26 protein-coding genes are annotated in these 23128 nt (G+C 58.5%); 12 read left to right on the top strand and 14 right to left on the bottom strand.

All coding sequences use genetic code 11. From position 1 onward, the window contains the following. Window positions 1–67 precede the first annotated feature (67 nt). Complete coding sequence (gene icd / locus HU743_RS18350; RefSeq protein ID WP_186650337.1) at window positions 68–1324, top strand: NADP-dependent isocitrate dehydrogenase; 1257 nt, start codon at window positions 68–70, stop codon at window positions 1322–1324. An 82-nt stretch (window positions 1325–1406) separates the two neighbouring features. Here icd and HU743_RS27370 read toward each other — a convergent pair whose 3' ends face one another. Next, the gene (locus tag HU743_RS27370) at window positions 1407–1718 is read right to left on the bottom strand and encodes a cold shock domain-containing protein (protein WP_186650335.1); all 312 of its coding nucleotides are present in this window, start codon (window positions 1716–1718) and stop codon (window positions 1407–1409) included. A gap of 224 nt (window positions 1719–1942) precedes the next feature. On the opposite strand from HU743_RS27370, the gene clpS reads away from it, so the two are divergent. Further along, a complete protein-coding gene (gene clpS, locus HU743_RS18340) occupies window positions 1943–2326 on the top strand; it encodes an ATP-dependent Clp protease adapter ClpS (RefSeq protein WP_011334948.1) in 384 nt (127 codons plus the stop codon). 30 nt (window positions 2327–2356) lie between these two features. Further along, a complete protein-coding gene (gene clpA / locus HU743_RS18335; RefSeq protein ID WP_016775266.1) occupies window positions 2357–4627 on the top strand; it encodes an ATP-dependent Clp protease ATP-binding subunit ClpA in 2271 nt (756 codons plus the stop codon). 984 nt (window positions 4628–5611) lie between these two features. Here clpA and infA read toward each other — a convergent pair. From infA to aat, 3 genes are all read right to left on the bottom strand, one after another. Then, window positions 5612–5830 carry a translation initiation factor IF-1 gene (infA, locus tag HU743_RS18330; protein WP_002553999.1) on the bottom strand — a complete coding sequence of 73 codons (219 nt, stop codon included), beginning with the start codon at window positions 5828–5830 and terminating at the stop codon, window positions 5612–5614. Between the two features lie 112 nt (window positions 5831–5942). Then, complete coding sequence (locus tag HU743_RS18325) at window positions 5943–6650, bottom strand: arginyltransferase (protein WP_186650333.1); 708 nt, start codon at window positions 6648–6650, stop codon at window positions 5943–5945. 57 nt (window positions 6651–6707) lie between these two features. Continuing rightward, complete coding sequence (gene aat / locus HU743_RS18320; RefSeq protein ID WP_186650331.1) at window positions 6708–7388, bottom strand: leucyl/phenylalanyl-tRNA--protein transferase; 681 nt, start codon at window positions 7386–7388, stop codon at window positions 6708–6710. Between the two features lie 518 nt (window positions 7389–7906). Between aat and HU743_RS18315 the strand changes: the two genes are divergently transcribed. From HU743_RS18315 to cysG, 6 genes are all read left to right on the top strand, one after another. Next, complete coding sequence (locus tag HU743_RS18315) at window positions 7907–10315, top strand: DNA translocase FtsK (RefSeq protein WP_186551818.1); 2409 nt, start codon at window positions 7907–7909, stop codon at window positions 10313–10315. Window positions 10316–10381: 66 nt separating this feature from the next. Then, on the top strand, window positions 10382–11002 hold the full coding sequence (gene lolA, locus HU743_RS18310; protein ID WP_186551819.1) for an outer membrane lipoprotein chaperone LolA: 621 nt from the start codon (window positions 10382–10384) through the stop codon (window positions 11000–11002). Window positions 11003–11173: 171 nt separating this feature from the next. Further along, window positions 11174–12496 (top strand): replication-associated recombination protein A, encoded by a 1323-nt coding sequence (locus HU743_RS18305; RefSeq protein ID WP_186650329.1) that lies wholly within the window; start codon window positions 11174–11176, stop codon window positions 12494–12496. Beyond that, window positions 12496–12870, top strand: coding sequence for a fluoride efflux transporter CrcB (crcB, locus tag HU743_RS18300; protein ID WP_186551821.1), 375 nt, complete (start codon window positions 12496–12498; stop codon window positions 12868–12870). The genes HU743_RS18305 and crcB overlap by 1 nt, the downstream gene beginning before the upstream one ends. A gap of 15 nt (window positions 12871–12885) precedes the next feature. Then, the gene (gene serS, locus HU743_RS18295) at window positions 12886–14166 is read left to right on the top strand and encodes a serine--tRNA ligase (protein ID WP_186622990.1); all 1281 of its coding nucleotides are present in this window, start codon (window positions 12886–12888) and stop codon (window positions 14164–14166) included. Then, window positions 14167–15561, top strand: coding sequence for a siroheme synthase CysG (gene cysG / locus HU743_RS18290; protein WP_186650327.1), 1395 nt, complete (start codon window positions 14167–14169; stop codon window positions 15559–15561). Between the two features lie 132 nt (window positions 15562–15693). Here cysG and HU743_RS18285 read toward each other — a convergent pair whose 3' ends face one another. From HU743_RS18285 to HU743_RS18255, 7 genes are all read right to left on the bottom strand, one after another. Continuing rightward, on the bottom strand, window positions 15694–16695 hold the full coding sequence (locus tag HU743_RS18285; RefSeq protein WP_186650325.1) for a glutathione S-transferase family protein: 1002 nt from the start codon (window positions 16693–16695) through the stop codon (window positions 15694–15696). Window positions 16696–16786: 91 nt separating this feature from the next. After that, a complete protein-coding gene (locus tag HU743_RS18280; RefSeq protein WP_186650323.1) occupies window positions 16787–17788 on the bottom strand; it encodes a glycosyl transferase family protein in 1002 nt (333 codons plus the stop codon). Continuing rightward, a complete protein-coding gene (locus HU743_RS18275; RefSeq protein WP_186650321.1) occupies window positions 17785–18120 on the bottom strand; it encodes a TusE/DsrC/DsvC family sulfur relay protein in 336 nt (111 codons plus the stop codon). The genes HU743_RS18280 and HU743_RS18275 overlap by 4 nt, the downstream gene beginning before the upstream one ends. After that, the gene (gene tusB, locus HU743_RS18270; protein ID WP_186551827.1) at window positions 18117–18410 is read right to left on the bottom strand and encodes a sulfurtransferase complex subunit TusB; all 294 of its coding nucleotides are present in this window, start codon (window positions 18408–18410) and stop codon (window positions 18117–18119) included. Before tusB ends, HU743_RS18275 begins: the two co-directional genes overlap by 4 nt. Then, window positions 18410–18766, bottom strand: coding sequence for a sulfurtransferase complex subunit TusC (gene tusC, locus HU743_RS18265; RefSeq protein WP_186650319.1), 357 nt, complete (start codon window positions 18764–18766; stop codon window positions 18410–18412). Before tusC ends, tusB begins: the two co-directional genes overlap by 1 nt. A 1-nt stretch (window position 18767) precedes the next feature. After that, window positions 18768–19160 (bottom strand): sulfurtransferase complex subunit TusD, encoded by a 393-nt coding sequence (gene tusD / locus HU743_RS18260; RefSeq protein ID WP_186623001.1) that lies wholly within the window; start codon window positions 19158–19160, stop codon window positions 18768–18770. 96 nt (window positions 19161–19256) lie between these two features. Continuing rightward, window positions 19257–19586, bottom strand: a complete 330-nt coding sequence (locus tag HU743_RS18255) for a DUF6388 family protein (protein ID WP_186551830.1) — start codon at window positions 19584–19586, stop codon at window positions 19257–19259. Between the two features lie 102 nt (window positions 19587–19688). Between HU743_RS18255 and HU743_RS18250 the strand changes: the two genes are divergently transcribed. Then, window positions 19689–20039, top strand: coding sequence for a hypothetical protein (locus tag HU743_RS18250; protein WP_186623005.1), 351 nt, complete (start codon window positions 19689–19691; stop codon window positions 20037–20039). A 105-nt stretch (window positions 20040–20144) separates the two neighbouring features. On the opposite strand, the gene HU743_RS18245 is transcribed toward HU743_RS18250, so the two are convergent. Next, window positions 20145–20570 (bottom strand): GNAT family N-acetyltransferase, encoded by a 426-nt coding sequence (locus HU743_RS18245; RefSeq protein ID WP_186650316.1) that lies wholly within the window; start codon window positions 20568–20570, stop codon window positions 20145–20147. Window positions 20571–20721: 151 nt separating this feature from the next. Here HU743_RS18245 and HU743_RS18240 point away from each other — a divergent pair, with 151 nt between their 5' ends. Continuing rightward, window positions 20722–21159, top strand: coding sequence for a hemerythrin domain-containing protein (locus tag HU743_RS18240; RefSeq protein ID WP_186551833.1), 438 nt, complete (start codon window positions 20722–20724; stop codon window positions 21157–21159). A 221-nt stretch (window positions 21160–21380) separates the two neighbouring features. Beyond that, complete coding sequence (locus HU743_RS18235) at window positions 21381–22031, top strand: lytic polysaccharide monooxygenase auxiliary activity family 9 protein (RefSeq protein WP_186650313.1); 651 nt, start codon at window positions 21381–21383, stop codon at window positions 22029–22031. A gap of 191 nt (window positions 22032–22222) precedes the next feature. Here HU743_RS18235 and HU743_RS18230 read toward each other — a convergent pair whose 3' ends face one another. Further along, window positions 22223–22522, bottom strand: coding sequence for a contact-dependent growth inhibition system immunity protein (locus HU743_RS18230; RefSeq protein ID WP_186650310.1), 300 nt, complete (start codon window positions 22520–22522; stop codon window positions 22223–22225). Beyond that, window positions 22512–23128, bottom strand: a 617-nt coding sequence (locus HU743_RS18225; RefSeq protein ID WP_276569459.1) for an RNase A-like domain-containing protein, incomplete at its 5' end; no start/stop codon positions are given. The genes HU743_RS18225 and HU743_RS18230, both read right to left, overlap by 11 nt.

The following is a 23128-nucleotide window of genomic DNA, read 5'->3' as shown; positions in this document are numbered from 1 at the left end:
GCGTGTTGATTTAACTGGGTTACGCTCGAAGCAAGCCAGATGTTCAATCCAAACAATGGAGTTCAGCATGGGTTACAAGAAGATTCAGGTTCCAGCCGTCGGCGACAAAATCACCGTCAATGCAGACCATTCTCTCAATGTTCCTGATAACCCGATCATCCCCTTCATCGAAGGTGACGGTATTGGTGTCGACATCAGTCCGGTGATGATCAAGGTTGTCGATGCTGCTGTTGAAAAGGCCTACGGCGGCAAGCGCAAGATTTCCTGGATGGAAGTCTACGCCGGGGAAAAGGCCACCCAGGTTTACGATCAGGACACCTGGCTGCCGCAGGAAACTCTCGATGCGGTCAAGGATTACGTGGTGTCCATCAAAGGCCCGTTGACCACCCCGGTTGGCGGCGGCATCCGCTCGCTGAACGTCGCCCTGCGTCAGCAACTCGACTTGTACGTCTGCCTGCGCCCGGTGCGCTGGTTCGAAGGCGTGCCAAGCCCGGTGAAAAAGCCTGGCGATGTCGACATGACCATCTTCCGCGAAAACTCCGAAGACATTTACGCCGGTATCGAGTGGAAGGCCGGTTCGCCGGAAGCCACCAAGGTCATCAAATTCCTTAAAGAAGAAATGGGTGTCACCAAGATCCGTTTCGACGAAAACTGCGGCATTGGCGTCAAGCCGGTTTCCCGCGAAGGCACCAAGCGTCTGGCGCGCAAGGCCCTGCAATACGTGGTCGATAACGACCGCGATTCGCTGACCATCGTGCACAAAGGCAACATCATGAAGTTCACCGAAGGTGCCTTCAAGGAATGGGCCTACGAAGTGGCGGCCGAAGAATTCGGCGCAACGCTGCTCGACGGCGGTCCGTGGATGCAGTTCAAGAACCCGAAAACCGGCAAGAACGTTGTGGTCAAGGACGCTATCGCCGACGCCATGCTCCAGCAGATCCTGCTGCGCCCGGCCGAATACGACGTCATCGCTACGCTTAACCTGAACGGTGACTATCTGTCCGACGCGCTGGCAGCGGAAGTGGGCGGTATCGGTATCGCGCCGGGCGCCAACCTTTCCGACACCGTGGCAATGTTCGAGGCGACTCACGGTACGGCGCCGAAGTACGCCGGCAAGGACCAGGTCAACCCGGGCTCGCTGATCCTCTCGGCCGAGATGATGCTGCGTCACATGGGCTGGACTGAAGCGGCAGACCTGATCATCAAGGGCACCAACGGTGCGATTGGGGCGAAGACTGTTACTTATGATTTCGAGCGTTTGATGGAGGGAGCCAAGCTGGTTTCGTCGTCGGGGTTCGGGGATGCGTTGATCTCACATATGTAAAGTCGCAGGCACACAAAAACCGCCTGACTCGATGGGTTGAGTCAGGCGGTTTTTTTGCTCGGCGTATTCAGGCAGGAATCAGTCAGCTCATCGCTTTGGCAGTTGCGGCAGCGGCAGCAGCCGCTGCGCCAACAGCGGCACTTTCAGAAGCCGTGGTTGGTTTGATGATCACGGGCTTGATGCCTACGGCATGCAGTCCCTTCGGACCCTGCACGATGTCGAAGTTCACTTCCTGGCCCGCTTTCAGGGTTTTGTACCCGTCCATTTCGATCGCCGAGAAGTGGGCAAAGAAATCGATGTCCTTGCCATCCTCGTCGCGACCTTCACGGCCATTGGTGTTGATGAAGCCGAACCCCTTGGCATTGTTGAACCATTTCACCTTGCCGACAGCCATGCTCAAATCCCTCTGCAACAGTCTCCATCGCTGGAGTATCATCCAGGACATCCGCAATCGAATTCGTTAAAAGAATTGACTCCGCGGATCTTTTTTACCCACTGTGGGCTCTATTGGTTGTAACACCGTTTTCCCGATAGTCAAGGTGACCGGGCAGTCGGAGTTGAAAACGTGAGCAATCGCCCCCACCACTGTATTTGCACAACTGACGAACCTTTCTTTCCATGCATGCAATCAGCCAGATTCGACTAACATTCAATCAGGATCGCCCGCTTCTCCAAAAGGATCTTCCACAGGAGCACGACGACGATTCGGCAGGCGTTGCTGTTCAGGAAGCAAAGCCTGCGTTACAGGCGCCGCCGATGTACAAGGTGGTTTTGTTCAATGATGACTACACACCGATGGATTTCGTCGTCGAAGTGCTCGAGGTGTTTTTTAACCTGAATCGCGAGCTGGCGACCAAGGTCATGCTGGCCGTCCATACAGAAGGGCGGGCAGTATGTGGAGTGTTTACCCGCGACATCGCCGAGACAAAGGCCATGCAGGTCAACCAGTACGCCAGGGAAAGCCAGCATCCGCTACTCTGTGAAATCGAGAAGGACGGTTAATCGCCGACCACTTGGGTATGAGGTGAAGCTATGTTAAACCGCGAGCTCGAAGTCACCCTCAATCTAGCCTTCAAGGAGGCTCGTTCGAAACGTCATGAATTCATGACCGTCGAACACCTGCTGCTGGCCCTATTGGATAATGAGGCTGCCGCCACCGTTTTGCGTGCCTGCGGCGCAAACCTCGACAAACTCAAGCACGACCTGCAGGAGTTCATCGACTCCACCACGCCATTGATCCCCGTTCATGACGAGGACCGTGAAACCCAGCCAACCCTGGGCTTCCAGCGTGTCCTGCAGCGTGCTGTTTTCCACGTACAGAGCTCGGGCAAACGCGAAGTCACCGGCGCCAACGTGCTGGTTGCAATCTTCAGTGAGCAAGAGAGTCAGGCAGTGTTTCTGCTGAAACAGCAGAGCGTTGCGCGCATTGATGTCGTCAACTACATCGCTCATGGCATTTCCAAAGTGCCGGGGCATGGCGATCACTCTGAAGGTGAACAAGATATGCAGGACGACGAGGGCGGTGAGTCTTCTTCTTCAGGCAATCCTCTGGATGCTTATGCCAGCAACCTCAACGAACTTGCTCGTCAGGGGCGGATTGATCCGCTGGTCGGGCGCGAGTCGGAAGTCGAGCGTGTCGCGCAGATCCTTGCGCGTCGGCGCAAAAACAACCCGCTGCTGGTCGGCGAGGCAGGCGTGGGTAAAACCGCGATTGCCGAAGGCCTGGCCAAGCGCATTGTCGACAATCAGGTGCCGGATCTGCTGGCCAATGCGGTTGTCTACTCGCTCGATCTTGGCGCTCTGCTCGCGGGCACCAAATATCGCGGCGATTTCGAGAAGCGCTTCAAGGCGCTGCTCAATGAACTGAAAAAACGTCCGCAGGCGATCCTGTTCATCGACGAAATCCACACCATTATTGGTGCGGGCGCTGCGTCCGGTGGCGTGATGGATGCATCCAACCTGCTCAAGCCGCTGCTGTCGTCTGGCGACATTCGTTGCATCGGCTCGACCACCTTCCAGGAGTTTCGCGGCATCTTCGAGAAGGATCGTGCCTTGGCCCGCCGTTTCCAGAAGGTTGATGTCGTCGAGCCGTCGGTGGAAGACACCATCGGTATCCTGCGTGGCCTGAAAGGGCGTTTCGAGCAGCACCACAACATCGAATATAGCGATGAGTCGTTGCGTGCCGCCGCCGAGCTGGCGTCGCGCTACATCAACGACCGGCACATGCCGGACAAGGCTATCGATGTGATCGACGAGGCGGGCGCCTACCAGCGTCTGCAACCGGTCGAGATGCGCGTCAAGCGTATCGAAGTGCCGCAGGTCGAAGACATCGTGGCGAAAATCGCGCGGATTCCACCGAAACACGTCACCAGTTCCGACAAGGAGCTGCTGCGTAATCTGGAGCGCGATCTGAAGCTCACGGTGTTTGGCCAGGACGCGGCGATCGATTCGCTGTCGACCGCGATCAAATTGTCCCGTGCCGGGCTCAAGTCGCCCGACAAGCCGGTCGGTTCGTTCCTGTTCGCAGGGCCTACCGGTGTCGGCAAGACCGAGGCCGCGCGCCAACTGGCCAAGGCACTGGGCATCGAGCTGGTGCGTTTCGACATGTCCGAATACATGGAGCGTCACACCGTATCGCGTTTGATCGGCGCGCCTCCGGGTTATGTCGGCTTTGATCAGGGCGGTCTGTTGACCGAAGCGATCACCAAGCAGCCACATTGCGTATTGCTGCTCGACGAAATCGAGAAGGCGCATCCGGAAGTCTTCAACCTGCTGCTGCAGGTCATGGACCACGGTACGCTGACCGATAACAACGGGCGCAAAGCGGACTTCCGCAACGTGATCGTGATCATGACCACCAACGCCGGTGCCGAAACGGCCGCGCGGGCTTCGATCGGTTTCACCCATCAGGACCACTCGTCCGATGCGATGGAGGTGATCAAGAAGAGCTTCACGCCGGAATTCCGTAACCGTCTGGACACCATTATCCAGTTTGGTCGCCTCAGCCATGAGGTCATCAAAAGTGTGGTGGACAAGTTCCTTACCGAGCTTCAGGCGCAGCTGGAAGACAAGCGCGTGTTGCTGGAAGTGACCGATGCGGCGCGCAGTTGGCTCGCGGCGGGTGGTTACGACTCGGCAATGGGCGCACGGCCGATGGCGCGTTTGATTCAGGACAAGATCAAGCGTCCGCTGGCAGAGGAGATTCTGTTTGGTGAGCTGGCCGAGCATGGCGGTGTGGTGCACATCGACATCAAGGACGGGGAACTGACGTTCGACTTCGAAACTACCGCGGAAATGGCCTGACGGCCTTGGATCACGAGGGCGCCTTCGGGCGCCTTTTTGTTATTTGTCGTTTTTTTGGGGGGGGGTGAATATCCGTTGCTGCGGTGATGGCTGCTTAGGGTTCCGCCCTTACGGCGGGTCACTTTTTCCAGACGCCGAAAAAGTAACCAAAAAGGCTTTGCTCCTGCGTTCGGCCCTCGCAGGCTCGGGTTCCTTCGCTGCGGTATTGATCCGGGCGCAGCGTCTCCGGTTTGCTTCGCTGCACCTCCTCTCGCTGTGTTTGGCTGCGCCAAACGGTCGCTGCGCTCCCACGCCCCGATCAATCCCTCCACTCAGCCTTCCGAAGTCGCCCGTGGATCAAGATCAAGAGCGGTACTCGAGCTAACGCTCATTGTTGAGTGGGGCGGCTTTGCCGCGGGCAGCTGCGCTGCTTTGCTTTTCTGTGGGAGCGAGCCTGCTCGCGAAGGCGGCCTGACAGCCGACCTGTTTCTTGAGGTTGTACCTATTCCAACTGTAGGAGTGAGCCTGCTCGCGATGGCGGCCTTCCGGCCAACATATTTCTACCGGATACAAACGATCCAACCGTAGGAGCTGCCGCAGGCTGCGATCTTTTGATCTGGCTCTGGCTCTGGCTCTGGCTCTGGCTTTTGATCTTATGCCCCATCGGCAGGCTTCGTTACGGGATTGATCCGGGCGTGGGAGCGCAGCGACCGTACGACGCAGTCGTACACAGCGAGAGGAGGTGCAGCGAAGCAAACCGGAGACGCTGCGCCCGGATCGATCCCGTAACGAAGGAACCCCGAGCCCCAGCGAGCGGGCCGTACGCCGGGGGCAAAGCCTTTTGGTTCCTTTTTGGCGTTTGAAAAAGGGACTCGCTGTAAGAGCGAAACCGCCAGCGGCCACACCCGCAGCAACGGATATGCTCACAAAACCAAAAAACCAAAAAACCAAAAACCGCACATACAAAAACGCCCGGCATAACCCGGGCGTTCTGTATTGACTTGATTAACGAGCGCGGTAAGTGATCCGCCCTTTGCTCAAATCATAGGGCGTCAGCTCGACGCGCACTTTGTCACCGGTAAGAATACGAATGTAGTTCTTGCGCATCTTGCCGGAAATATGCGCGGTTACGACGTGCCCATTTTCCAACTCCACACGAAACATGGTGTTGGGCAGGGTGTCGACGACAGTGCCTTCCATTTCGAAGCTGTCTTCTTTCGACATGCAGTAAAGCCCTCGGTATCCAATGAATGGCCCGGTGCAACTGCGCCAGGCAAAAGCGGCGTGCATTGTGCCCGAAAAATGGGGTTTACGCCAAGGGGTTTAGGCGGTGGGATTAGTTGAGGACGACCCAGCGCTGATTAATCAGCAGTTCGATGGGCCGATATTGCGTCTTGTAATTCATCTTTTTGCAATTCTTGATCCAGTAACCGAGGTAGACCGCTTCGAGGCCAAGGCGCTGGCTCTCGCCGATCTGCCAGAGGATGGCGAAACGGCCAAGGCTGCGACGTTCTTCCTCGGGTTCGTAAAAGGTATACACCGCCGACAAACCGTTCGGCAGCAAATCGGTCACCGCCACCGCGAGTAGCCGTCCGTCGAGTCGGAACTCATAGAAGCGCGAGAAGGGCAGGTCGCGCACCAGAAAAGTCGAGAACTGATCGCGGCTCGGCGGGTACATATCGCCGTCGGCGTGGCGTTGTTCGATATAACGCTGGTACAGGTCGAAATATTCTTCGCTGAACTGAGGCTTGGCCGGACGTACCTGCAAATCGGCGTTGCGTTTGAAAATACGCTTCTGCTGACGATTAGGGCTGAACTGCGCGACCGGAATGCGCGCAGGCACGCACGCATTGCAATTCTGGCAATGCGGCCGGTACAAATGGTCGCCACTGCGACGAAAGCCCATCTCCGACAGGTCTGCGTAGACATGCACATCCATGGGCTGACTTGGATCGAGAAACAGGGTCGTGGCCTGCTCCTCGGGCAGATAACTGCAAGAGTGAGGCTGAGTGGCATAGAACTTCAACCGCGCCAACTCGGTCATGATCAACCCTCGGGATAAGCTGGTGAATTAAGTGTAAGCCACGCGCGCGAAAGTCGCTCAGCAAACCCAGGTCGCGCGATTGGGTTGATCCAGGTGTCGGGCCAGATAGTCGGCGAATTCCTGGCGCGGAATCGCCCGGGCGCCGAGACTGTGCAGATGATCGGTTGGCATCTGGCAATCGATCAGCACGAATCCGGAGTCCTTCAAGTGCTGCACCAGCGTGGCAAAGCCATATTTCGAGGCGTTGTCGGCGCGACTGAACATTGATTCACCGAAAAACAACTGGCCCATCGCCAGGCCGTACAGGCCGCCGACCAGTTCGCCCTGATCGCGGACCTCGACCGAATGGGCAAAGCCGCGTCGGTGCAATTCAACGTAAGCGTCCTGCATGGCCTGGGTGATCCAGGTGCCGTCGGCGTAATTCCGTGGCGCGGCGCAGGCGCGGATTACGGCCTCGAAATCTTGATCGAAGGTCACCTGGTAACGCTGCTTGCGCAGCAATTTGCCGAGACTGCGCGAAACGTGCAGTTCGTCGGGAAACAGCACCGTACGCGGATTAGGCGACCACCAGAGAATCGGCTGGCCTTCTGAGAACCACGGAAAGCAGCCGTGGCGATAAGCTTGTATCAGCCGATCGGCGGACAGGTCGCCACCCGCGGCGAGCAGGCCGTTGGGGTCGCGCATGGCCTTTTCCAGTGGTGGAAAAGTCAGTGAATTACGTTGTAACCAAGTCAGCATGGCATCCAGGCTTTGCAGAAGGGGAGGGCGGTCAGGGGTGTTTTGGTCCCGGGAGCGAGTGTGCCGCGAATCGCCCGAGATGTCCTGCATGCAAGCCTGCCTGCACCTGCATCGTGGTGCAACTTGAGGTGTCGGCTGCGGTCGTAAGCGATCATCGCGTGTGTGCCGATTCAGCGTGGCAAGCGGGACGCGGTCGCAGGCTTCGCTACGTTCATCAAATACACCTCATAAGCCTTTGTCACAAAAGACAATGCATGATCAAATTGGACCGCAGTTTGTGTACGCTTGGCTATGCTCAACACTGGGCTGCAAGCATGGTAACGCTCGTACAAACCCGTACAATGCCGGGCTGTTACAGATATTTGCTGCGCGCCGCGCCTATCGCTGTGTTTATAAAAGCCGCCGCACAGTGTTAAAAGTAGTCTCGGTTGTGCCCGTTTACTTTTTACCTGCCTGGATTGGGCAGTTTTTTGTCATTCAATAGATGGACGCGCCTCGGGCGCAGGAAAAGAAGCGTTTTGAAGAAATCCACCGAAGCACCAAAAACAGTCGTTCCGCTCTGGCGTCAGCAACTGCACTACCGGCTCAAGGAAGGTGCATTGATCGCCATCGGCGCGTTGTGTCTGTTCCTGATGATGGCCTTGCTGACCTACGGCAAGGACGATCCGGGTTGGAGTCATAACAGCAAGATCGACGACGTACAGAATTTCGGCGGCCCTGCGGGTTCCTACAGCGCCGACATCCTGTTCATGGTGCTGGGTTACTTCGCCTACATCTTTCCGCTTTTGCTGGCGATCAAGGCCTATCAGATCTTCCGTCAGCGCCACGAGCCATGGCAGTGGAGCGGCTGGCTGTTCTCCTGGCGGTTGATCGGCCTGGTATTTCTGGTGCTGTCCGGGGCTGCGCTGGCCCACATCCATTTCCATGCCGCGACTGGTTTGCCGGCTGGCGCTGGTGGGGCGCTGGGCGAAAGCCTAGGCGACCTGGCGAAGAATGCGCTGAATATTCAGGGCAGCACGTTGCTGTTCATTGCGCTGTTCCTGTTCGGCCTGACGGTGTTCACCGATCTGTCGTGGTTCAAGGTGATGGACATCACCGGCAAGATCACGCTCGACCTGTTCGAATTGTTCCAGAGCGCGCTCAACCGCTGGTGGACGGCGCGCACCGAGCGCAAACAATTGGTCGCGCAATTGCGTGAGGTCGATGACCGCGTGCACGACGTGGTCGCGCCGACTGTCACTGACAAGCGTGAGCAGGCCAAGGTCAAGGAGCGCCTGATCGAGCGTGAGCAAGCCCTGAGCAAGCATATGTCCGATCGCGAGAAGCAGGTCCCGCCGGTCATTGCGCCGGCCCCGGCCAAAGCCCCCGAGCCAAGCAAGCGCGTGCAGAAAGAGAAACAGGCGCCGTTGTTTGTCGACAGCGCCGTCGAAGGCACCTTGCCGCCGATCTCGATCCTTGATCCTGCGGAAAAGAAACAGCTCAACTATTCGCCGGAATCCCTGGCTGCGGTCGGCCATTTGCTCGAAATCAAGCTCAAGGAGTTTGGCGTCGAGGTCACCGTGGATTCGATCCACCCGGGCCCGGTGATTACCCGTTACGAAATTCAGCCTGCCGCCGGCGTCAAGGTCAGCCGTATCGCCAACCTGGCAAAAGACCTTGCGCGTTCGCTGGCAGTGACCAGTGTGCGGGTCGTTGAAGTGATCCCGGGCAAGACCACCGTGGGTATTGAAATCCCTAACGAAGACCGGCAGATCGTGCGCTTCTCCGAAGTACTGTCGACGCCCGAGTACGACAACTTCAAGTCGCCGGTCACCCTGGCGCTAGGCCACGACATTGGCGGCAAACCGGTGATTACCGACCTGGCGAAGATGCCGCACCTGCTGGTGGCGGGTACGACCGGTTCCGGTAAGTCGGTGGGCGTGAACGCGATGATCCTGTCGATCCTGTTCAAGTCCGGCCCGGAAGACGCCAAGCTGATCATGATCGACCCGAAGATGCTCGAACTGTCGATTTATGAAGGCATTCCGCACCTGCTGTGCCCGGTGGTGACCGACATGAAGGACGCCGCCAACGCCCTGCGCTGGAGCGTCGCCGAGATGGAACGGCGTTATAAATTGATGGCGAAGATGGGCGTACGTAACCTGTCCGGCTTCAACGCCAAGGTCAAGGAAGCGCAGGATGCCGGCGAGCCATTGAGCGATCCGTTGTACAAGCGCGAAAGCATTCACGACGAAGCGCCACTGCTGCAGAAACTGCCGACCATTGTTGTGGTGGTCGATGAATTTGCCGACATGATGATGATCGTCGGCAAGAAGGTTGAAGAGCTGATCGCCCGTATTGCGCAGAAGGCCCGTGCGGCCGGTATTCACTTGATTCTGGCGACCCAGCGGCCGTCGGTGGACGTGATCACCGGTCTGATCAAGGCCAATATTCCGACCCGTATGGCGTTCCAGGTGTCGAGCAAGATCGACTCGCGGACCATTATCGACCAGGGCGGCGCCGAACAGTTGCTCGGTCACGGTGACATGCTCTACATGCCGCCGGGCACCAGCCTGCCGATCCGGGTTCACGGTGCGTTCGTTTCCGACGATGAAGTACATCGTGTGGTTGAAGCCTGGAAACTGCGCGGCGCGCCGGAATACAACGACGACATCCTCAACGGTGTCGAAGAGGCGGGCAGCGGCTTTGAAGGCAGCAGCGGTGGCGGCGACGGCGATGATCCTGAAGCCGATGCGCTGTATGACGAGGCCGTGCAGTTCGTGCTGGAAAGCCGTCGCGCCTCGATTTCCGCTGTCCAGCGCAAGCTGAAGATCGGCTACAACCGCGCCGCACGGATGATCGAAGCCATGGAAATGGCCGGGGTCGTCACCTCGATGAACACCAACGGTTCGCGCGAAGTCCTGGCGCCAGGCCCGGTGCGCGACTGATTTGACAAGCAAGCGGCGGGACAATGAAGTTTCGCCACTCTCCCACGAGTATTCAAGAGGACTCCCATGCGTCTTATCCGCATGCTGTTGCCAGTACTGGCGCTGACCGCGCTCACCGCTCACGCCGATGAAAAAGACGTAGCCCGTCTGACCCAATTGCTGGAAACATCCAAGACCCTGAGCGCGAACTTCTCGCAGCTGACCCTCGACGGCAGCGGCACGCAATTGCAGGAAACCACTGGCAACATGACCCTGCAGCGTCCGGGCCTGTTTTACTGGCACACCAACGCCCCGGCCGAGCAGACCATGGTCTCCGACGGCAAGAAAGTCACCCTGTGGGACCCGGACCTGGAACAGGCGACCATCAAAAAGCTCGACGAACGCCTGACCCAGACCCCGGCATTGCTGCTCTCCGGCGACGTGTCGAAGATCAGCCAGAGCTTTGACATCAGCGCGAAAGAGGCGGGCGGCGTGATCGATTTCACCCTCAAGCCGAAGACCAAGGACACCCTGTTCGACAACCTGCGCCTGTCGTTCCGCAACGGCCTGCTCAATGACATGCAACTGATTGACAGCGTTGGCCAACGCACCAATATCCTGTTCACTGGGGTGAAAGCCAACGAAGCGGTACCGGCATCGAAGTTCAAGTTCGACATCCCCAAGGGTGCCGACGTCATCCAGGAATAAATCCGGGGTCCTTGTCGGGGCATTTGTGGCGAGGGAGCTTGCTCCCGCTGGACTGCGCAGCAGGCCCGCTTTCTAATAACAGCGGGGCCGTTTCGCGCGCCAGCGGGAGCAAGCTCCCTCGCCACAGGTCTCCGATGGGGCCAGGAACATCAGAGGTTTCAACGCTACGTGATGGATCTGTTTCGCAGTGCACCGATAGCCCAGCCGCTGGCCGCGCGTTTGCGTGCGGCCAATCTGGATGAGTACGTCGGTCAGGAGCATGTACTCGCTCGCGGCAAGCCTCTGCGCGAGGCGCTGGAGCAGGGTGCCCTGCATTCGATGATCTTCTGGGGGCCGCCGGGTGTGGGCAAGACCACCCTTGCGCGGTTGCTCGCGGAAGTTTCCGATGCACACTTCGAAACGGTCTCGGCAGTGCTCGCCGGGGTCAAGGAAATCCGTCAGGCCGTTGAAATCGCCAAACAGCAGGCCGGCCAGTACGGCAAGCGCACGATTCTGTTCGTCGACGAGGTGCACCGCTTCAACAAGTCGCAGCAGGATGCGTTTCTGCCCTATGTTGAAGACGGCACGCTGATCTTCATCGGCGCCACCACCGAAAACCCTTCGTTCGAATTGAACAACGCGCTGCTGTCGCGCGCGCGCGTCTACGTGCTGAAAAGCCTCGACGAAGCGGCGTTGCGCAAACTGGTGCACCGCGCGCTCACTGAAGAGCGCGGCCTGGGCAAGCGCAACCTGACGCTCAACGACGAAGGCTTCCAGATGCTGCTGTCAGCCGCCGATGGCGATGGCCGGCGCCTGCTCAACCTGCTGGAAAACGCCTCGGACCTGGCCGAAGACAACAGCGAAATCGGCACCGAGCTGCTGCAAAGTCTGCTCGGCGACACCCGGCGGCGTTTCGACAAGGGCGGCGAAGCGTTCTATGACCAGATATCGGCGCTGCACAAATCGGTACGCGGCTCCAATCCCGACGGTGCGTTGTACTGGTTTGCGCGGATGATCGACGGCGGTTGCGATCCACTGTACCTGGCCCGGCGCGTGGTGCGCATGGCCAGCGAAGACATCGGCAACGCTGACCCGCGCGCACTGAGTCTGTGCCTGGCGGCGTGGGAAGTGCAGGAGCGTCTCGGCAGTCCGGAAGGTGAATTGGCCGTGGCGCAGGCCATCACCTACCTGGCTTGCGCGCCGAAAAGCAACGCGGTGTACATAGGCTTCAAAACCGCCCTGCGTGCCGCCGCTGAACACGGCTCGCTGGAAGTGCCACTGCATCTGCGCAACGCGCCGACCAAACTGATGAAGCAATTGGGTTACGGTGACGAATACCGTTATGCCCACGACGAACCGGATGCCTACGCCGCCGGCGAAGATTATTTCCCGGAAGAACTCGAGCCGATCCCGTTCTACCAGCCGGTGCCGCGTGGCCTGGAATTGAAGATCGGCGAGAAGCTCAACCACCTTGCCCAACTCGACCGTTTAAGCCCTCGACGGCGGAGAAAATAGTGCTTCCATTGATCGTTGCGGTGTCGGTCGGCGGCGTGGCCGGCACCTTGTTGCGCTTCGCCACTGGCAATTGGGTCAGCGCCAATTGGCCGCGGCACTTCTATACCGCGACGCTGGCCGTTAATATCGTGGGCTGTCTGCTGATTGGCGTGTTGTACGGCCTGTTTTTGATACGCCCGGAGGTGCCGATCGAGGTGCGTGCCGGGTTGATGGTCGGCTTCCTCGGGGGGCTGACGACTTTTTCATCCTTTTCACTGGATACGGTGCGCCTGCTCGAAAGCGGGCAGGTGTTGCTGGCCCTGGGCTACGCGGCACTCAGCGTATTCGGCGGGCTGCTCGCGACGTGGGCTGGCCTGTCCCTGACCAAACTTTGATAACGAGAAACCGACATGCTCGATTCCAAACTGTTACGTAGCAACCTTCAGGACGTAGCGGACCGCCTGGCTTCCCGTGGCTATGCCCTGGATACCGCGCGCATCGAAGCGCTGGAAGAACAGCGCAAGACCGTCCAGACCCGCACCGAAGCACTGCAGGCTGAACGTAACGCGCGTTCCAAATCCATCGGTCAGGCCAAGCAGCGCGGCGAAGACATCGCGCCGTTGATGGCGGACGTCGAGCGCATGGCGGGCGAACTGAGTGCCGGTAAAGTCGAGCTGGACGCGATCCAGACCGAACTGGATTCGATCCTGCTCGGTATTCCGAACTTGCCGCACGAGTCGGTGCCGGTCGGCAAAGACGAAGACGACAACGTCGAAGTGCGCCGCTGGGGCACCCCGACTCAATTCGATTTCGAAGTGAAAGACCACGTCGCCCTGGGCGAGAAGTTCGGCTGGCTGGACTTCGAGACTGCCGCCAAGCTGTCCGGCGCCCGCTTTGCTCTGCTGCGTGGCCCGATCGCCCGTCTGCACCGTGCACTGGCGCAGTTCATGATCAACCTGCACGTCAACGAACATGGCTATGAAGAGGCCTACACGCCTTATCTGGTGCAAGCCCCGGCACTGCAAGGCACTGGCCAGTTGCCGAAGTTCGAAGAAGACCTGTTCAAGATAGCTCGCGAAGGCGAAGCCGATTTGTACCTGATTCCGACTGCCGAAGTGTCGCTGACCAACATTGTCGCCGGCGAAATCGTCGATTCGAAACTGCTGCCGATCAAGTTCGTCGCCCACACCCCGTGCTTCCGCAGCGAAGCCGGTGCGTCGGGTCGCGACACTCGCGGCATGATCCGCCAGCACCAGTTCGACAAGGTTGAAATGGTTCAGATCGTCGAGCCGTCGCAATCGATGGAAGCGCTGGAAGGCCTGACCGCCAACGCCGAAAAAGTCCTGCAACTGCTCGGTCTGCCTTACCGCACCCTGGCCCTGTGTACGGGTGACATGGGCTTCAGCGCGGTCAAGACCTACGACCTGGAAGTGTGGATTCCGAGCCAGGACAAGTACCGTGAAATTTCCTCGTGCTCCAACTGCGGCGACTTCCAGGCCCGCCGCATGCAGGCGCGCTTCCGCAACCCGGAAACCGGCAAGCCGGAACTGGTGCACACCTTGAACGGGTCCGGCCTGGCGGTCGGCCGTACCCTGGTTGCCGTGCTGGAAAACTATCAGCAGGCCGACGGTTCGATCCGCGTCCCGGACGTGCTCAAGCCGTACATGGGCGGCCTTGAGGTCATCGGTTAAATGAAATATCTGCCGCTGTTTCACAACCTGCGCGGCAGTCGTGTGTTGGTTGTCGGCGGGGGGGAGATTGCCTTGCGCAAATCCCGCCTGCTGGCCGATGCCGGTGCGCTGCTGCGGGTGGTCGCACCTGAAATCGAAACGCAACTGCGCGAACTGGTCGTCGCCTCCGCTGGCGAGTGCCTGTTGCGCGGTTACGTGGAGGCGGATCTGGACGGTTGCGCGCTGATTATCGCCGCCACCGACGATGAAACGCTTAACGCACAGGTTTCCAGTGATGCGCATCGACGTTGCGTGCCGGTGAACGTGGTCGATGCGCCGCAGTTGTGCAGCGTGATCTTCCCGGCAATTGTCGACCGCTCGCCGTTGATCATTGCAGTGTCCAGCGGCGGCGATGCGCCGGTGCTGGCGCGTCTGATTCGCGCCAAGATCGAAACCTGGATTCCCTCGACCTACGGTCAACTGGCCGGACTTGCCGCGCGTTTTCGCAACCAGGTGAAAACCCTGTTTCCGGATGTGCAGCAGCGCCGTGGCTTCTGGGAAGATGTGTTTCAGGGGCCGATCGCCGATCGGCAACTGGCCGGGCAGGGCGCCGAGGCCGAACGCCTGCTGCAAGCCAAGGTGGATGGCGAACCCATGGTCACCACCGGCGAGGTTTATCTGGTCGGTGCCGGGCCGGGCGATCCGGATCTGTTGACCTTTCGTGCGCTGCGTTTGATGCAGCAAGCCGATGTGGTGCTGTACGACCGTCTGGTGGCGCCGGCGATTCTGGAGTTGTGCCGTCGTGACGCCGAGCGCGTGTACGTCGGCAAACGTCGTTCCGAACACGCCGTGCCGCAAGATCAGATCAACCAGCAATTGGTCGACCTGGCCAAGGCCGGCAAACGCGTGGTGCGGTTGAAGGGCGGTGATCCGTTCATCTTCGGTCGTGGCGGCGAAGAGATCGAAGAACTGGCGGCCCACGGCATTCCGTTCCAGGTGGTGCCGGGAATCACGGCGGCCAGCGGTTGCGCGGCGTATGCCGGGATTCCGTTGACCCATCGCGATCATGCGCAATCCGTGCGGTTTGTCACCGGCCATTTGAAGGACGGCTCAACCGATCTGCCATGGGCCGACTTTGTGGCTCCGGCGCAGACGCTGGTGTTCTACATGGGCCTGGTGGGCTTGCCGATCATCTGCGAGCAGTTGATCAAGCATGGCCGTTCAGCGGACACCCCGGCGGCCCTGATTCAGCAAGGCACCACGGTCAATCAGCGAGTGTTTACCGGCACGCTGGCCGACCTGCCGCGACTGGTGGCGGAGCATGAAGTTCATGCGCCGACGCTTGTGATCGTTGGGGAAGTGGTGCAGTTGCGTAAAAAACTGGCGTGGTTTGAAGGGGCGCAGGCACAGGTCTAAACACCGCGTCGCCCCAATCGCTGGCAAGCCAGCTCCCACAGGTATTGTGTCAAAGCTGCAATCTTCAGCATTACACAAGACGTTGTGGGAGCTGGCTTGCCAGCGATGGCGCCCTCAAGAGCTGCTCGAATTTCAACCCCGGCGCCAAACCCCTCTCCCGATCAACCGCGACCGGTCATGCGCCACGCTGAAATCCTGGTGCGGCCCCTTCGGCACCACCCCGGTCGGGTTGATGGTCTTATGGCTACCATAGTAGTGATGCTTGATGTGCTGGAAATCTACCGTTTCGGCAATCCCTGGCCACTGATACATTTCGCGCAGCCAGTTCGACAAGTTCGGATAGTCGGCAATGCGCCGCAGGTTGCACTTGAAGTGCCCGTGATACACGGCGTCGAAGCGAATCATCGTGGTGAACAAGCGCACATCGGCTTCAGTCAGGTATTCCCCGCTCAGGTAACGATTGGCGCCCAGCAGTTGTTCCAGATGATCCAGCTCGGCGAACACTTCATCGAAGGCTTGTTCATAGGCCTGTTGAGAGGTGGCGAAGCCGGCACGGTAAACACCGTTGTTAACCGCCGGATAGATCCTCTCGTTCAGCGCGTCTATCTCGTTGCGTAACGGCGCCGGGTAGAAATCCAGATCATTGCCGGTGAGACCATCGAACGCGCTGTTGAACATGCGGATGATCTCCGCCGATTCATTGCTGACGATGCGCTTGAGCTTTTTGTCCCACAGCACCGGCACCGTGACGCGGCCAGTGTAGTCAGGCGTGTCAGCGGTGTAACGCTCGTGCATGAAGTCGAAACCGTCGAGACGGTCGCCGCTCGAGCCCAGCGCCTTGTCGAAGGTCCAGCCGTTTTCCAGCATCAACCAACTGACCACGGATACGTCGATCAGGCTTTCCAGACCTTTGAGTTTGCGCAGGATCAGCGTGCGGTGCGCCCAAGGGCAGGCGAGGGACACGTAGAGGTGATAGCGCCCCGCTTCGGCAGCAAAACCGCCTTCGCCGCTCGTCCCGGCCTGACCGTCAGCGGTCACCCAGTTGCGGCGTTGCGCCTGTTCGCGCTGGAACGCGCCGTCCTTGCTGCTTTCATACCACTTGTCCTGCCAGTGGCCATCGACGAGTAAACCCATGATCAAGACTCCGTAAACCAATAATCGTTGGAGCCGAGTCTATTCCGATGAGTTCGAACAAAAAGCGCAAAGATCGGGCGTTAATGATCGGTTAGATCGATGTGTTGCGTGCCGCCCAATACTGCTCGGCGGTTGCAAAGGCCTGTTCACGACCCTGGCCGAGGCCGCGCAGGGCGAGGGCCATGGTCGCAATCAAAGCCATTTGCGGGTAGCTGTCGACGACATCGCCGCGCCACACGGCTTTCAACTGTTCGATGTCCAGCGATGCGGGTTTGACGTGGCGTTGCGCTGACAACTGCGGCCATTCTTCATCCCAGCTCTGACCGCCGCGGGTGCCGTAGAGATGGCTGGTGGCGTCCGGGTTGATTTCGATTTCGCCGCCATCACCCTTGACCACAATCGCCGTATCGCCGAGCAGACCGCTGGCATCACGATGCACCGCCTGGTAGCCGGGGTGGAAAATGCTTTGCAGCCCGCAACGTGCGCCGAGCGGATTAAGAATCCGCGCCAGCGAGTGGATCGGCGAGCGCAGGCCCAGGGTATTGCGCAGGTCGATCATTTTTTGCAAGTGCGGTGCCCAATCCACCAGCGGCATAAAGGCCAGGCCAGCATTATCCAGCGCGGTACCGACCTGTTGCCAGTTGCGGCACAACGGGATGTTCAGCTCGCCGAGCAATTGCTCGCTGTAAAGCCGTCCGGCCGTGTGTGCGCCGCCACCGTGCATGAAGATACGCACGCCGTTCTGCGCCAGGCACTTGGCCGCCAGCAGATACCACGGCAGATGGCGTTTCTTGCCAGCGTAGGTCGGCCAGTCGAGATCGACCTGCAGCGCCGGCGCCTGCAAGCGTTCGCGCAGGGCTTCGGTGAAACCGGCCATCTCCTCGGCGCTTTCTTCCTTGTGCCGCAGCAGCATCAGAAAGGCGCCGAGCTGGGTGTCCTCGACCTTGTCGTCGAGCACCATGCCCATGGCTTCCCGCGCTTCGGCTCGGGTCAGGTCGCGGGCGCCGCGCTTGCCCTTGCCAAGGATGCGCACGAACTGCGCGAACGGGTGTTCGGCGGGTGTGTCGAGGGTCAGCGCTGGATAGTCGGTCATAGGCAATTCGTCGGTTTGGGCAGGCCCGCCAGTTTCGCGGCGAGTTTGGCAGGGGTGCCTTTGAACAGTCGGTTCAGGTGCAGGCTGTTGCCTTTGTCCGGACCGAGCTTCATCGCGGTGTACTTGATCAGCGGTCGCGTGGCCGGCGACAGCTGGAATTCTTCGTAGAAGCTGCGCAGCAGTTCGAGGACTTCCCAGTGTTCGGGCGTCAAATCGAGATCTTCGGCGGTGGCGAGGGCGCTGGCGACCTCGGTCGACCAGTCGCTCAGTTCGACAAGAAAGCCGTCCTTGTCGAGTTCGATGGTACGGCCGCCTACGGTCATGCGATTCATAGCCAACTGTTGACCTTGTCGTGATGGATCGACAGTGCGACGAAGGCCGGGTAGTCGATGGTTTCGGCCCAGTCGGGAATCTCGATGGCGCGAGCCTGGGCATCTTCGGCCAGGACGTAGCGTTTGCGCGCACAGGCTTGCAGCGCGGCGAATGGCGCCGTGCCCGGTTGCAACGCATAGGCCGCGTCACCGCAGAGCAGCAATGCATCCGCGCTGCCGATGACACGCAGGCAACTGTTCAAGCGATCGTCGCCGAACGGGGAATGGGACAACACATGCAAAGTCGACATCAGAGGGTGATCACCTGGTCGTAACGGTCAATAAGGGCGGTGATTTGCTCGGCGGTCAGCGGCTGTGCTTCGTCCAGCGACCGTTTTCCAAGTCCGCGAGCGTTGCCGCTTTCGGCGCAATAGAACAGCTCCTCGACACCAAACATCGGCAGCGCTTGCAGATTGGCGCTGAGGTCCTTCTGTTGCAGGGCCTTGGCGTTCTGACCGGCGGCCAGTTGCAGCACGCCATCATCGAGAAACAGCACGCCGATCGGCAGATCGAAGGCGCCGCCGGCCAGCACGATATCCAGCGCTTCGCGAGCGCCAGGGCCGGACCACGGCGACTGACGGCTGATGATCAGCAGCGATTTGGCCATCTTATGCACCTCCAAAGCAGATCAGGCGATCAGCGTCTTGCACGGCGTCGTGCAGTTGGCCGAGGCCGGACAATTCCCACGGCGCGCTGAGTGAAATCGCCTCGCGCTGGTAACGCTTGGCTTCTTCTTCATTCAATACACCACGGCGCAAAGCGGCGGCGATGCACACCACACCGTCCAGCTTCTGCTCGCTGATAAAACTGCGCCACTGCTTGGGCAAGTCCAGCTCGTCCTGCGGCGTTACCACTGCATCGCAGGCGTTGAAGACGCCGTCCTGATAAAAGAACAGCCGGACAATCTCATGCCCCCCGGCCAGCGCGGCCTGGGCAAACAGCAGGGCACGGCGCGAGGAGGGCGCATGGGCGGCGGAAAACAGCGCAATGGCGAATTTCATGACGGACTCGATCAGCAAAACTGCGGGCATGATAAAGCTTTATCAGTCGCGCCGCGAAATCCAGGTTGCCTATGACCCATTAGCGTGGGGTGGGGCCTACGGGGTGATGCCGTACAAGTCGCAATATTCGAGCCAGTCCATCCCCGCCATCTCCGCCACTTCCCGGTGTACCTCAAGACGCTGCGCCTGATATTCCTCAGGCGAATCAGCCGTCAGTTGCAGCGTCAGCTCCCAGGCAAACAACCCCTGACTCTCCGCTTCGGCTTCAAACGCTTCATGCAGTCGTTCTTCGCGGTATTGCGCCTGGGTTTCTCCCTTGGCCTGGGCCAGCAGCGGATTGAGATGATCGAGGGTTTCGCGCAGTTCGGGGCGCGCGTCGAGAAACAGTTTCAGCGCGTGTTCATGTCGCTGGTCGCTAGGCGCCATGTATTTTCCTCGTGGGACCGGTGGCCGTATAAAAACAGTAAAGCAGAACGAATTCTCGCTTTGCAGTGCTACAGTCCGCTTTTTTCTGAATGAGCAAATGCAATGCGAATGCTGATGGTAGCGCTGGTGACGGTCCTGCTGGCCGGTTGCGCAGGTTCGGTGATGGACGATGCTCGCACCAAGAGCCCCTACAAGGTGTTGACCTCGGACAAGCCTGAGAAAGTCGTCGCCCAGTGCGTGCAGTTCGGCTGGCAGGACGAAGCGGTATTTGGCGTCGATGCGGCGGCCTATCTGGAACCGCGCAAGCCGGGCGGCACGACGGTGTATACGCGTTCGGCAGAATCGTTTGTCGATGTGATCACCGAGGCATCCGGCACAACGTTGAACTACTACGCCCAGCAGGATGATTTCGTCGCCAAGCGGCGTTTGGCGGCTCTGGCAACCTGTCTCTGATCAGGTGCTGAAGCGGCTGGCGCTTTTCGCGAGCAGGCTCGCTCCCACATAGGTGAATGCCACAGAACCTGTGGAGCGAGCCTGCTCGCGAAGGCGGCGGAACATTCAACCGATAAGCCGCTTCTGGAAGAAATGACGCTTGTGCCCCGGTGGGTAGTCAACGATCTCTCCGAACTGGCTGAAGCCCAACTTCTTGTAAAATTCCGGAGCCTGAAAGTCGAAGGTATCGAGCCAGATTCCGTAGCAATTCTTGTCTTTGGCCAATGCTTCTGCCTGTGCCATCAACTGGGAGCCAATCCCCTGTCCGCGACCTTGTTCCGGCACTGACAACAAATCGATGAACATCCAGCGCAAAGTCACTCGCCCGTACAAACCGCCCAGTATCGCGCCATACTCATCTTTGACCATCAAGGCGAACGGCTCGGTTTTCGATATTCCGGTCTTCGCATCGTTGTATTCAATCAATGGTTGGAGAATTGCTTGGCGCTGTTCTTCGGTAGGGCTCTGCGTCAACTCGATACGCAAATTCATGCATGACTTCCTTGTGTAATTGAAGGCCCAGCCTACCGTGTTCGGGCAGGTGCCTCCAAGCCCCTCGATAAACAAGCGGAACCGTCAATCAAGCGCCGCGGTCTAGCTTTTACCGCGTCTTTCCCTGAGCGCGATTGATGAGGAAACCCCCTTGAATATTTTTGAAGCCCTGCGCGAAAGCCACGAGCGCCAGCGCACTTACGCCAAGGCGCTCATCGCGACCAGCGGCGACAGCCCTGAGCGGGTCGAAGCCTACAAACAGCTGAAAGCTGAACTGCAAGCGCACGAAACCGCAGAAGAGCGGCACTTCTACATTCCGTTGATGGAAATCGACGAAGGCGTTGATCTGAGCCGCCACGCCATTGCCGAGCATCATGAAATGGACGAGATGATGGAAGAACTCGACGAAACCGAGATGTCGAGCCCGGCATGGTTGGCCACGGCAAAAAAGCTGTCGGACAAGGTCCATCATCACCTTGAGGAGGAAGAGCATAAATTCTTCCAGATGGCCGGCAAGCTGCTCGACGAAAAACAGAAAGTGCAACTCGCCGGGCAGTACGAAAAGGAATATCAGGCAAAACTGGCTTGAATCAACCAGGCGCGATTTCATCAATTCAGCGTGTACGCGATTAGCTACATGACGAGTGCGAAGTCTCTGTAGTAACTGGTTATCCATCCAGTATTTTCGGCGATCTGCCTTTCCGGCCGATCAACCTGCGACAAAAGCGCCGATGGACAAAAAAACTGCCTCCGTTAGCTTGAAGGCCTCTCCTCGGGAAGGAGAGTTCTTAAATCAACGGAGTGAAAAACATGAATCAGGCAATTGCACAGACCCAACTGAAACACGGCCGCGTTATTTCGCCAGCGAGTCGCGGCGCAGTGGCCATTGACCTCGGCTTGCTCGGCGGTTGGCAAGTCAACGAAATGGAAGGTGGCAAGAACTTTCCGGCATTGGCGGCCGGACCGTTCCCGCAGCCCTTCGACACAGACGCTGACAGCGTCGCGCCGCCAGCCGACGGCTACATTCTCAGCGGCGGCAAGACCGATGCACGCGATTGCGTGAACTACACCCATATCGAGATGAGCACCAAGCTCGCTCGCCCGTTCACCTGGCCGCTGCTTAACGTCGATCCGGGCCAGACCTTCAAGGTCAGCTGGGTCTACACCGCACCGCACACCACCCGCGGATATCGTTGGCTGATCACCAAGGATGGCTGGGATCCACAGCAACGCATTACCCGCGCGCAACTGGAAGCGGCACCCTTCTTCGAGGACTTCTACCCCCAAGTGCCGTATTACAGCCATGCGGACGAACTGAAGGCCAAAGTCGACCACGAAGTGAAACTGCCTGCGAACAAGAAGGGGCATCACGTTATTGTGCTGATGTGGATCGTCGCTAATACCGGGAATGCGTTTTATCAGGCGTTTGATGTTGACTTTAATAGTGGCGCTGCTTCTTAGGCTCGACTGTTCTGATGGTCGGAACAGGCCGGGAAACGACTTCACTTTGCCGCAAACCCGGGCTCGGTACGCTAGATCGTAGCGCTCATTAGTTGCAGATATATAAGCCCGGCAGTGCTGCCGGGCTTTCTATTTTAGTGAGTCGCTGAGCCTCAATAGAAACTATCTTGGAAGCGTCTTTCGGTTGATTCTCACGGCTGCTGTAGCTTGAAAGCTACGTGTCTGAGCCATTGCTCTCCGCTCTGCCACTCATGCCAGTAGCAATAGCTACATCCGATTTCTTTCAACAGGAAATCTCTCAAAACGGTTTCACTTAATTTTAAATCCAATAGGTTTTGAATTTCTTTTGCAACAACTTCTATCGTTTTGAGCGCAGAGTCATTTATGAATGAGTTTACAATCTCGTCCGCTAGATTGGATTCACACATCCAATCTTCGTGAAAATAGGCACCCAAGAATTGAAAGAGTGCTGGGAAGTCTTCATTTGTCATTTACGAATCCTGTCAAGATAAAGTATCCGAGTGGAGTTTTTTCCTTGCGTTGCAGCACCAGCCTAATACTGTACAGTTGCTCTAATTTTCCAGTTTTTCGAATAACGCCAATACCTGCTGGTGCGGAGACCTGCTCATTGATAACAGCCTTTTTAGCTTGCCCTTTGATGAAGGTATCAATTTTATTCTGATTATTTCTAATTACCTTCGACAGCGCAGCCTCGGCTTCTGCCCGACTTTGAAATGTTGACGCGATAGGTATGTTGGGCTCTTCCTCCAGCCGGGTTCTCAATTGGGCTTCGGTTCGCTCAACATGTTTTTTGATAACGTGGCCACCTCGTGAGTCGTTAGCGGCCAGACCGCCCCCCGGTACAATTTCGCTATATGGCCCGTCAGCGCGTATTTCCCCCGGACACGGATTGCAACTTAACCCCAACGGATCCACCCACCCCGTCGGATTCGGCACGTACTGGTACTGATTCACCCCACCCGCGAGCTTCACCGGATCCGGGGTCAGATACCGCCCAAGCCTCGGGTCGTAATACCGATGCCGGTTGTAATGCAGCCCGCTTTCCGCATCGAAGTACTGCCCCTGAAAGCGCAGCG

This window comes from Pseudomonas sp. SWRI99 (assembly GCF_014270125.1).
Taxonomy (GTDB): domain Bacteria; phylum Pseudomonadota; class Gammaproteobacteria; order Pseudomonadales; family Pseudomonadaceae; genus Aquipseudomonas; species Aquipseudomonas hamedanensis.
The sequence above is the reverse complement of the archived record's forward strand: the minus strand, read 5'-3'. Positions and strand labels throughout refer to the sequence as shown.

Bases quoted from the DNA above. Each gene is read 5' to 3' on its own strand.
- cysG (WP_186650327.1), top strand. From the start codon at position 14,167: ATGAAATATCTGCCGCTGTTTCACAACCTGCGCGGCAGTCGTGTGTTG.
- HU743_RS18305 (WP_186650329.1), top strand. From the start codon at position 11,174: ATGGATCTGTTTCGCAGTGCACCGATAGCCCAGCCGCTGGCCGCGCGT.
- tusC (WP_186650319.1), bottom strand. From the start codon at position 18,766: ATGGCCAAATCGCTGCTGATCATCAGCCGTCAGTCGCCGTGGTCCGGC.
- clpS (WP_011334948.1), top strand. From the start codon at position 1,943: ATGCATGCAATCAGCCAGATTCGACTAACATTCAATCAGGATCGCCCG.
- HU743_RS18285 (WP_186650325.1), bottom strand. From the start codon at position 16,695: ATGGGTTTACTCGTCGATGGCCACTGGCAGGACAAGTGGTATGAAAGC.
- HU743_RS27370 (WP_186650335.1), bottom strand. From the start codon at position 1,718: ATGGCTGTCGGCAAGGTGAAATGGTTCAACAATGCCAAGGGGTTCGGC.
- HU743_RS18325 (WP_186650333.1), bottom strand. From the start codon at position 6,650: ATGACCGAGTTGGCGCGGTTGAAGTTCTATGCCACTCAGCCTCACTCT.
- lolA (WP_186551819.1), top strand. From the start codon at position 10,382: ATGCGTCTTATCCGCATGCTGTTGCCAGTACTGGCGCTGACCGCGCTC.
- serS (WP_186622990.1), top strand. From the start codon at position 12,886: ATGCTCGATTCCAAACTGTTACGTAGCAACCTTCAGGACGTAGCGGAC.
- HU743_RS18275 (WP_186650321.1), bottom strand. From the start codon at position 18,120: ATGAATCGCATGACCGTAGGCGGCCGTACCATCGAACTCGACAAGGAC.
- icd (WP_186650337.1), top strand. From the start codon at position 68: ATGGGTTACAAGAAGATTCAGGTTCCAGCCGTCGGCGACAAAATCACC.
- clpA (WP_016775266.1), top strand. From the start codon at position 2,357: ATGTTAAACCGCGAGCTCGAAGTCACCCTCAATCTAGCCTTCAAGGAG.
- tusD (WP_186623001.1), bottom strand. From the start codon at position 19,160: ATGAAATTCGCCATTGCGCTGTTTTCCGCCGCCCATGCGCCCTCCTCG.
- tusB (WP_186551827.1), bottom strand. From the start codon at position 18,410: ATGTCGACTTTGCATGTGTTGTCCCATTCCCCGTTCGGCGACGATCGC.
- infA (WP_002553999.1), bottom strand. From the start codon at position 5,830: ATGTCGAAAGAAGACAGCTTCGAAATGGAAGGCACTGTCGTCGACACC.
- aat (WP_186650331.1), bottom strand. From the start codon at position 7,388: ATGCTGACTTGGTTACAACGTAATTCACTGACTTTTCCACCACTGGAA.
- HU743_RS18250 (WP_186623005.1), top strand. From the start codon at position 19,689: ATGCGAATGCTGATGGTAGCGCTGGTGACGGTCCTGCTGGCCGGTTGC.
- HU743_RS18235 (WP_186650313.1), top strand. From the start codon at position 21,381: ATGAATCAGGCAATTGCACAGACCCAACTGAAACACGGCCGCGTTATT.
- HU743_RS18280 (WP_186650323.1), bottom strand. From the start codon at position 17,788: ATGACCGACTATCCAGCGCTGACCCTCGACACACCCGCCGAACACCCG.
- HU743_RS18245 (WP_186650316.1), bottom strand. From the start codon at position 20,570: ATGAATTTGCGTATCGAGTTGACGCAGAGCCCTACCGAAGAACAGCGC.
- HU743_RS18230 (WP_186650310.1), bottom strand. From the start codon at position 22,522: ATGACAAATGAAGACTTCCCAGCACTCTTTCAATTCTTGGGTGCCTAT.
- HU743_RS18255 (WP_186551830.1), bottom strand. From the start codon at position 19,586: ATGGCGCCTAGCGACCAGCGACATGAACACGCGCTGAAACTGTTTCTC.